Origin of the sequence: Methylobacterium sp. NPDC080182 (genome assembly GCF_050281105.1) — a bacterium.
Classification (GTDB): domain Bacteria; phylum Pseudomonadota; class Alphaproteobacteria; order Rhizobiales; family Beijerinckiaceae; genus Methylobacterium.
Genome location: NZ_JBNNWO010000035.1, coordinates 24,990 through 33,478, shown reverse-complemented (window position 1 = coordinate 33,478; position 8,489 = coordinate 24,990). Strand labels below are relative to the sequence as shown.

The 8,489-nt window shown below is 62.9% G+C and carries 10 protein-coding genes and 3 pseudogenes; 5 read left to right on the top strand and 8 right to left on the bottom strand.

All coding sequences use genetic code 11. The features are described from left to right. Positions 1–670, top strand: a pseudogene (locus ACQKQD_RS32390) (IS630 family transposase); the annotation flags it as partial. Between the two features lie 12 nt (positions 671–682). Here the strand turns inward: ACQKQD_RS32390 and ACQKQD_RS32385 are convergent. From ACQKQD_RS32385 to ACQKQD_RS32370, 4 genes and pseudogenes are all read right to left on the bottom strand, one after another. Further along, a complete protein-coding gene (locus tag ACQKQD_RS32385; RefSeq protein WP_427510746.1) occupies positions 683–1,147 on the bottom strand; it encodes a hypothetical protein in 465 nt (154 codons plus the stop codon). Continuing rightward, positions 1,144–1,413: a hypothetical protein gene (locus ACQKQD_RS32380; protein WP_427510745.1), complete on the bottom strand. Its 270-nt coding sequence runs from the start codon at positions 1,411–1,413 to the stop codon at positions 1,144–1,146. Before ACQKQD_RS32380 ends, ACQKQD_RS32385 begins: the two co-directional genes overlap by 4 nt. A 119-nt stretch (positions 1,414–1,532) precedes the next feature. Continuing rightward, a complete protein-coding gene (locus ACQKQD_RS32375; protein ID WP_427510748.1) occupies positions 1,533–2,261 on the bottom strand; it encodes a hypothetical protein in 729 nt (242 codons plus the stop codon). 185 nt (positions 2,262–2,446) lie between these two features. Next, positions 2,447–2,830 (bottom strand): annotated as a pseudogene (locus ACQKQD_RS32370) (DEAD/DEAH box helicase family protein); the annotation flags it as partial. Positions 2,831–2,916: 86 nt separating this feature from the next. Here ACQKQD_RS32370 and ACQKQD_RS32365 point away from each other — a divergent pair. Then, entirely contained in the window at positions 2,917–3,219 is a 303-nt protein-coding gene (locus ACQKQD_RS32365) for a hypothetical protein (RefSeq protein ID WP_427510744.1), read from the top strand. A 323-nt stretch (positions 3,220–3,542) separates the two neighbouring features. Further along, positions 3,543–4,085 (top strand): hypothetical protein, encoded by a 543-nt coding sequence (locus ACQKQD_RS32360; RefSeq protein ID WP_427510743.1) that lies wholly within the window; start codon positions 3,543–3,545, stop codon positions 4,083–4,085. On the opposite strand, the gene ACQKQD_RS32355 is transcribed toward ACQKQD_RS32360, so the two are convergent. The 3 genes from ACQKQD_RS32355 to ACQKQD_RS32345 form a co-directional block, all read right to left on the bottom strand. Continuing rightward, on the bottom strand, positions 4,050–4,409 hold the full coding sequence (locus ACQKQD_RS32355) for a hypothetical protein (RefSeq protein ID WP_427510742.1): 360 nt from the start codon (positions 4,407–4,409) through the stop codon (positions 4,050–4,052). The two genes, ACQKQD_RS32360 and ACQKQD_RS32355, sit on opposite strands and share 36 nt — an antisense overlap. Positions 4,410–4,471: 62 nt before the next feature. After that, positions 4,472–4,741, bottom strand: coding sequence for a hypothetical protein (locus tag ACQKQD_RS32350; protein WP_427510741.1), 270 nt, complete (start codon positions 4,739–4,741; stop codon positions 4,472–4,474). A gap of 325 nt (positions 4,742–5,066) precedes the next feature. After that, positions 5,067–5,288 carry a DNA-binding protein gene (locus tag ACQKQD_RS32345; RefSeq protein WP_427510740.1) on the bottom strand — a complete coding sequence of 74 codons (222 nt, stop codon included), beginning with the start codon at positions 5,286–5,288 and terminating at the stop codon, positions 5,067–5,069. A gap of 426 nt (positions 5,289–5,714) precedes the next feature. Between ACQKQD_RS32345 and ACQKQD_RS32340 the strand changes: the two genes are divergently transcribed. Together ACQKQD_RS32340 and ACQKQD_RS32335 are read left to right on the top strand one after the other, a co-directional pair. Beyond that, the gene (locus tag ACQKQD_RS32340; RefSeq protein ID WP_427510739.1) at positions 5,715–7,307 is read left to right on the top strand and encodes a Fic family protein; all 1,593 of its coding nucleotides are present in this window, start codon (positions 5,715–5,717) and stop codon (positions 7,305–7,307) included. Between the two features lie 163 nt (positions 7,308–7,470). Beyond that, positions 7,471–7,593 (top strand): annotated as a pseudogene (locus tag ACQKQD_RS32335) (IS3 family transposase); the annotation flags it as partial. 210 nt (positions 7,594–7,803) lie between these two features. On the opposite strand, the gene ACQKQD_RS32330 reads toward ACQKQD_RS32335, so the two are convergent. Further along, entirely contained in the window at positions 7,804–8,469 is a 666-nt protein-coding gene (locus ACQKQD_RS32330) for a hypothetical protein (RefSeq protein ID WP_427510738.1), read from the bottom strand. Between the last annotated feature and the right edge of the window lie 20 nt (positions 8,470–8,489).

The following is an 8,489-nucleotide window of genomic DNA, read 5'->3' as shown; positions in this document are numbered from 1 at the left end:
CGCGGCATCTGCGTGGCGCAGAGTAGCCTCTCGCGCTTCTTCAAGCGCCACGGCATCTCGTGAAAAAAGTACGGGGCACGCGGCCGAGCAGGACCGGGAGGACGTGAGAGCTGCGCGCGAGGCGTGGTTTGAGGGCCAACTCGACCTCGACCCGGATCACCTCGTGTTCATCGACGAGACCGCAGCCAACACCGCCATGGCCCGGCGCTACGGGCGCGCTCCAAGGGGCGAACGCTGCCGGATGAGCGTGCCGCAGGGTCACTGGAAAACCACCACCGTCACGGCGGGTCTGCGCACCAGCGGCATCACCGCACCCTGGCTGCTGGACGGTGCCATGAACGGGCAGGCCTTCCGCACCTACGTGGCCGACGTGCTCGCTCCAACGCTCCAGCCCGGCGACACGGTCGTTATGGACAACCTGCCGGCCCACAAGGTCAGCGGCGTCCGCGAGCGGATAGAGGCGGTGGGAGCCCGGCTGCTCTACCTCCCGGCCTACTCGCCCGACTTCAACCCGATCGAGATGGTCTTCGCGAAGCTGAAGGCACTGCTGCGCAGTGCGGCGGCACGAACTATCCCAGACCTTTGGGATGCCATACGGCGCAGCCTAACCCGCTTCGCGCCAGCTGAATGTCGAGCCTACCTTGCCGCTGCAGGATACGACGCAACCTGATCGGATGCCGCTCTAGGATGTGCGGGCCTTCAACAGGAGCTGCACCGCGAAGGCTGTCTGATCCTTCTTCGACGCGGCCCTGAGCTTCGCGATCCCGGTCTCGGCTTCGCGGATAGCAGATCGAGCGTCTTGGAGGCTGACCCGATGGAAGGGGTCATAGTCGGCACTGTGGCGATCTTCCTGAAGCGACCGGAAGGCCAAGCCAACCTGCACGAGGTCGGCAGGGAAGCCGAGGCCCTGGAGCTGCGCACAAGCCTTCTTCGCCTCGCCGTGGTTCATGGCGCGGTACGTGTGGCGCCAAGCCTTGTCGGCTCGGTTTGCTCCGACGCCGATGAGGCGGTCCGCGTTCGTCTGCGCCACTGCGTGGAACAGCGCGTTGTAGGCCGTACTGATGGCGCGCTTGAGATCGGACTGCCGGGGCCGCTTCGATCTTGATGCACAGAGGCGCCGGGCAGTCTCAATCAGATCGTCGCTCACCGTGCCCGAACCCGCTTGGGCGGTTCGGGCACCACATGCGAGACGTGAGCGAACCGCTTCTCGTTCATCGCATAGAGGCGGTTGTTCAGTTTGAACATGGTGTTGGACATGTTCTCGGGATCGGGGTCCGCATCGACAGCCGCGTAGTGGATGACGACGTAGATCGCCGGATCCCCATCGTGATCCTCGTCCGGCCGTACCTCGATCTCGCGCACACCAAAGCGGCCCAGCTCATCCTGGACCACTTCCTCAATGGCGGCTTTCACGTCGGGGGTCAGTTCGGTCTCGGGCGTCTAAGGAGCCTATCATGCGCGGTTTGCCCACGCGATGAAGGTTGGCGTTCATCCACCGAAAGGCAACCGCCGCCCAAGGGCGGCGGCTTACGTCAGGACCAGTCGTCGTCGCTGCCGAACTTCAGGTCGGGCATGGTCACGCCCATGTCGGCAGACATGCCCCGGCCCTTCGCGCGCATGCCCGAGACCCGGCCGCCGCCCGACAGGGCGACGTCGACCCGACCGTGGAAGTTCATGTCCTGGAGGCGGTCGACGTGGCGGCCGAACTCCGCGACATGCCCACCGATCTCACCTGCGCCTCGCGCGCCCGTGCCCGCCGGCGGCATATCCGGCACATTAGGGATCCGCGATACGCCCGACGTGATCGAGCGGATCGAGCCATCCGGCATCTTCATCGTGCCGTTGCCGAGATCGAGGCCTTCCTTGCCGTCCAAACCCTTCACGAGGCGCGGTTCGGCAGCGGCTGCCTTTTCGGCCGGGGTCTCACCAGGCGGCGGGACGATCTCTCCCCACCTGAGTGCACCACGGAGCCGTGCGTTGTACTGCGTCCAGTTGCCGAGGCCGGTCGCCCGCCGAAGGTGCAGGGCGACGCGGGTCTGCTCCTCCAAGCTCGCAGACATCGCGTTGGGCGCTGTGATCCCCAAGGCAGGCGCGATCCTGCGCCAGTTGGTGTTGGTGATCTGGTAGTAGCCCTGTGCCGTGTGGGTGCGGTCGTTGATGTAGTTCGGGACGTTCCGGCCGCCGGCCTCGTACTTGGTGATGAGCCCGAGTTCGTTCCGCTCTCTATCGACCATCTGTACCGAAGCTGGAATGGTCGGCATCGGGCCGCTGGGGCCGCCAGATCCACCGCCGCCGCCACGTGAACCGCCACCGAAGGTAACACCGCCGCCGAGACTGCCCGCGCCACCATCGCCTCGAACGCCTCGGCCAGCCCGCGGCCGTCGAGGCGTTCCGGGGTGGCGGTGACGCCGAGAACGAAGGCCTCCGGCGCTGCGTCGAGGATGGAGCGCCACTGCCCGGCGACCGCATGATGCGCCTCATCCACCACGATCAGGTCCGGCGGCTCCAGCCCGGCCGCGAGACGGCGCGCCAGGGTGCCGACACTCGCGATCTGCACGGGCGCATCGCTCATCGGGTAGCCGGCACCGATGATGCCATGTGGCACGTCCATGAGGGTCAGCGCCGCGCTCGTCTGATCTACCAGTTCCTGCCGGTGGACCAAGATCATCACGCGCTTGCTGCGTTCGGCCGTCGCCTTGCAGATGAAGCTGAAGATGACTGTCTTGCCCGATCCGGTAGGCGACACGACCAGAACGCGACGGATGCGGTGACTGAACTGGTCGCGCACGCCCTCGACGATGTGCTCTTGATCGACTCGCAACCGGAGCATGGTGACCCCATGTTAGCCGCTTCGGTGGCGGAGTACCTGCTACGCACCCCGGCGCCGAGCGTTTAGTTCTGAGTTGAGGGAGTGAAATGCTGCGCTTCGTGGTCACGTATGATCTGAAGGATAATCAGCCGGATCCACATTCGCCATTGCTGAAATTGGCGCCAGATTATGGCTGGAACCGGCTGATTGATTGCACAGATAGCAAGCCGATCCGGCAATTGCCAAACACTACCTTGCAAGGCGTCTTCAACACCACCGCCGATGCGACGGCGGCGTTCCGATCTCTCATCGCGGCCACCGAGGCGAAAACGCGCCGACGCATCACGGTCGAGCGTGTCGCGTTTTTCATCTGGAGCGGAGGGGCGATTTTCGACCTCAATGAGTTTTGAGGATAAAATCGCCGGAAACGACCCGCCAGCGCCCGCGACGCGCTGGCGGCAAATCACCGGCCCTTAACCCGTCCGAGCCCGTCCTGGGCCGAATTTGACCGATTGCCGGGGCTCTCGCTTCGGAAAGCGTTCCGTCGATCAACAGCCTCGGGCGTTCGGTGGTAGGTGCGGGTCTCACCCGATAGGCTGCGGATCACTTCGTCCTGCGTGAGGAACAGAATCTCGCGGACGGCCTCGCACATGTCGGGGCCATGGACCTTCCGGATGTCGACGCGGGGGTGCTTCATGATGCAGGCTTGCCTCTGAAGTGAGGGGGCGCACAGATGGCAGAGCCGAAGCACTACAACCCGGCATTCGATGAGATCGTGAAAGCTGTCGGCCGCGTCGCGTGCATGTATTCGGACGTCGAGTTCCACATCAGCGAGACGATTTGGATGCTGATGAACGTGGAACGTCAGATCGGCGCATGCCTAATTGCTCAAAGTGTCGGACCGGGACCGCGTTTTCGAGCCTTGCGATCGCTCTTAGCTGTCCGAGAAGCTCCCGACGAAGTCATCAAGGCTACACGCGAGATGGGCGAGAGGGTCGGTAGAATTGCCGCAAAGAGAAACCGCGTTGTGCATGACCCATGGTCGAGGGACGCAGACGGTTCGTTTCACCGCGTGCAAATCACTGCTGACAACAAATTGGAGTTCGGTTTCGAGATCGAAACGGTAGATGGTCTAAACGAGCTCTACGATGAGATCGTACAGGTCCGTTGGGACCTCCATCAGCTGCGAGCGCTCATCCTGAGGGAGGTCCCACCATGGCCGCATACGCGCTTCGATAGTTCACCCGGCATCGGAAGCCTTCTCGGCGACGGGTGAACCGCTGCCGACGCGCATCTCTTCTCCCGGGCGCCGCCCGCGCACGCGGCGCGGCGGCTCGCTGGCATCCGGCGAAGCGGTAGAAGCGACGGGCTTGCCCGCTTCCATCTCGTCCTGAAGCTCGCGCAGCTGGGCGATCAGGGCGCCGAGTTGGCGCGCGTTGAACGCGACTGGCTTACGAAGGTCCTGCGACCGCCGCACGAACGTGTGCAGGTGCAGGTAGAGACGCGGCGGCCGATCGTTGAGCGCGTGCTCGCAGAGCGTGAGATGAACCTCGCCGCGTTGGTCACCGTCGATCTGGAGCCGCCGGATCACCTGCTTCACCGGGTATCTCGATCCGCCGCCTTGCCGCTGACGGACGGAGCTGTCCCGATTGACGCGAGGCTTCATCGCAACATCCTTCCTAGATGGGCGACCGCCGCGGCGCCGGTATGCGGCACCAGGCCGGCGGCGAGCGCGTAGGCGGCCATGTAGTCGTCCCGGCCGAGCCCTTGCCGCATCGCTTCACCGACAGGCCCATGCGCCCCCGCCGACCGGTGGACGAAGCCGGACACCTCGATCTCAGCGCCGGTGTCCGTCGAGGCCTTCAGCGCGGCGGCCAGATCGATCGCGGCCACCAAGATCACCCGGGCGTAGAGGTTCGGATCAACCGACATCTATGATGCCCTCCGATGTATTGGTTAGTTTTTGAGGTACGATCATCTCCTTGAACTGATTCGAAGGGAGCTACGATGAGAACCATCGCATTGCCTTTGATTGTTGTCGCCGCAGCGCCGGCGGCTCCAATAGGCGCGCTAGCTCAAGGCGCGTCTTGCAACAAAGGTTTATCATGAAGTATGCCACGATACGTTCAAAGAGAAAAAAGATTGTGTTCCGACAACATCATGCAATCCACAAACGCACGCATGCATGTCGACCCAAGTATGCAGATCCAAACGGGTTAAAGACCAAAGCGTTTGCTCTTGCGAGCCGGGCTGACGCTCAAGCCTTCTCGGCCGGCGGTGCCTTGCGCGCCGCGGCCTCTTGCTCGGCCAGCCAGCGGCGGTAGGCGGACTTCGACCAGCAGACCTTATCCCCGACGCGAAAGGTCGGGATCTTCCGGGTAGCGTCCATGTGATAGACCTGCCGGGGCTTCAGGTTCATGTGCTTCGCAATAGCGGGCACGCCGTAGAGAAAGTCGCCGTCGTCAGCGGCTTCGGCCATGTCACACTCCTTGTCGCGTTTCATGTCGCGTGGACGAGCGAAGAACACGGCGACGCTCGTTGTAAGTGGTTGATATTGTTGGCCTCAGGTGAACCACGCTGGGCAAATAAAAAGGCGCCCCGGAGGGCGCCTTTCCTACTCGTAAGATATTGGCGTCGTTGTCGTTTTTAGCTGTGACTCACGACAGTCAGAGCGATGTACGGGGTGAGGACGCAGTCCCGAGGTGATCAGGATGGGCGGGACATGGGCGTTCCCCGATTTCTGTCACCCGAATCCGTGCGAAGCACGGTCGTGCAGACGCCGTTTCTGCAACGGATGATAAATTCGGCAACGCATCGGATAATAAGATAGGCAAGGCAGCGGTTGATAAAATCGGTGATGCATGGAAGGATAAAAATGATCGCGTGAACCGACCGGAGCATCGGCGTGGCAGGTCTGAACGAGAAGATCGCGGGCTCGCTGGAGCGGCTGCGGGCGGCGGGCGGCGACGGAGTGGGCATCCTGCGGTCGAGCGTCCTCGGGCGAACCGACCAGGATCGCTTGGTGAAGTACGGCTACCTCCGGCAGATCATGCCGGGGTGGCTCATGATCGTCGACCCGCATTCCCGGGCGGGCGACAGCACCCCTTACTACGCGAACTTCTGGCGCTTCCTGTCCATGTACTGCGAGGACCGTTTCGGCGCGTCCTGGACCGCGGACGCACAGACGTCGCTGCGTCTCCACGCGGAGGAGAACACGGTCCCGCCGCAGGTCGTGGTCATCAGCCCCGGCGCCAACAACCGCCCCCAGCCGTTCCCGTTCAACACGTCGCTGTTCAGCATGAAGGCGGAACTGCCGCCGACGGTGATGCGGGACGGGATGCGGGTCCTGCCGCTCGGTGATGCGCTGGTGCGTGCCGCGCCGACGTTTTTCACGCAGCAGAAGGCGACGGCCCTTGCCGCGCTGGCGTCGCTGGGCTCGGCCTCGGAGGTGGTGACGCCGCTGCTCGCGGGCGGTCATTCGGTGATCGCAGGGCGTCTCGCGGCGGCTTTCCGCGCCGTCGGACGGACCCGGGTCGCCGACGAGATCGTCTCGGCAATGACGGCGGCCGGACACGTCGTGTCCGAGCGGGACAACCCGCTTAGGGACGTGCCGCAAGGCCTTTCCTTCAAACGGCGCGTCTCGCCCGTCGCGGCCCGTGTCACGGCCCTGTGGGCCGAGTTGCGGACCGGGGTCCTCGACGCATTCCCGGAGGAGCCGCGGGAGGTAGACGACCCGGGGCGGTACCTGGAGGACGTCGACGAGCGGTACGTGGCGGACGCGTACCATTCGCTCTCCATCGAGGGGTACAAAGTCACGCCCGAGCTGATCGAGAAGATCCGGAGGGGCGACTGGAACCCGGAGAGGATCGAGGCCGACCGCGAGCAGCGAGACGCGCTCGCCGCCAAGGGCTACGCAGACTGTTTCGGGCTGGTGCGCGCGGCGGTCGCGGACATCCTGGAAGGAATGGACGCGGCGGGGCTCGTCCTCGACCGGCACATGGCTTGGTTCAGGGCGATGTTCCAGCCATCGGTCGCCGCGGGCCTGTTCGACGACGAGCGCCTCGGCGGCTACCGCAGGCACTTCATCTACCTCGACGGGTCGCGCTACGTCCCCGTGGCGCACGCCTCCGTGCAGGACGCAATGGACGCCTACTTCGACGCGTTCGAGGCCGAGCCGGATCCGCGTGTGCGGGCGCTCCTCGGCCACTTCATCTTCACTTACATCCACCCGCTGCCGGACGGGAACGGCCGCATCGGCCGCTTCATCATGAACACGCAACTGGCCTCGGGCGGGTATCCGTGGACGGTGATCCCGGTCGACGAACGGGTGCGGTACATGCGCTCCCTGGACGCCGCCAGCCTCGATCACGACGTCCGACCCTTCGCGGCGCTTGTCTCCGACTTGGTACGCAGGGAACCCCCGCCTCCTCGCCGCAGGTCGGCCGGCGAGGAGCCGGCCTACCGGGAGGAGGAGCAGGACAGGTCCCATCAGCCCTGATGCCAACGGGCACCGGGCAGGCGATGGCGAGAGTGGTCGGGGCCCCCTGGCGGCAGTCGTGGCCGGGGCCCGTTCTGAACGGTTCTCCAGCCGTCCGGCGGCCAGCCGCAGGAAGCGGTCGAGACGTTCGCCTCGGAGGTGCCGGTGGTACGCCCCTGACCTGGAGCGACGCCAGCAGGCGGTCGACGGCATCCGGGAGAAGTACGGCCTCTCGGAATGTCACGCCTGCCGGATCGTCGGCCAGCATCGGGGCACGCAGCGCTATGTGCCGGCCGTGCTGTCCGAGGCGGTAAATATGGACGGAAGGGAATTGCCTCTCATCGGCGACCAGCGCGAAAACGATGTCGTGAATCCTTGCGGCTACCCTGGAGCTGGAGAAGAAGGCGATCGGAGCCAATCTCAACGCCGTATAGAATCTCGACGACGCTTTACGGAACGTCGTCGCAACGGTGTTTCGGAGGCGCTTCGTCCCGTTTCGCTTCTAATAGGTTGAGAGCTATTTGATGATATTGCTCAATTTTTCCTTCGCCTGTTTCCATTTCTCTTTGATGTCGTTTCCAATATCTCCGGCCTGTTGTCCGATACAGACGTTCACGATTCCGAGCATCTGTTTCGCCCCATAGGCATCCAGCAAGTCAGCGGTATCGATTGTTTGTATGATTTTCGACCAATCACTTGCCGGCAGTCGACAGATCGAGGCAGTATTTTGCGAATAGCATGAAATGTGCGTCTGGAATGCAAAATCTTTCATCTTGCTGCAGTCGCATTTTTCAGGGTGATCCAGATCAAGTTTGGGAATTATTGCTTCCTGGAGACAAAGCAGTGTTTTGTCCCGCCAAGCGACGCCTTGCGTGGACCAATCGTTCCTGCCGATGAATTTTTCGCAATATCTCTTGCCATAGTTCGTAAAGTAATTTTTGTCCGCGCTGCACGGGCAATAACGCTCGAAGCATTGTGTGTAAACGCCGCAACCCAGCTTTACTGAATTCGAACATTGCGCTTGAGCGTGATTCGAGAAAAAGCAGAGCAACATAAATATTAAAAAAATTGCCAGTGATGCCTGGGATATGATGAAATATCGATTTTGATTTTGCGGCCGTATCGGGGCGCTATTCGAATAAAGCGCCCAGCCCCTTCGAAAAGGCCGATCAAACCAAATCATGATCTGTAATATCCCAAAAA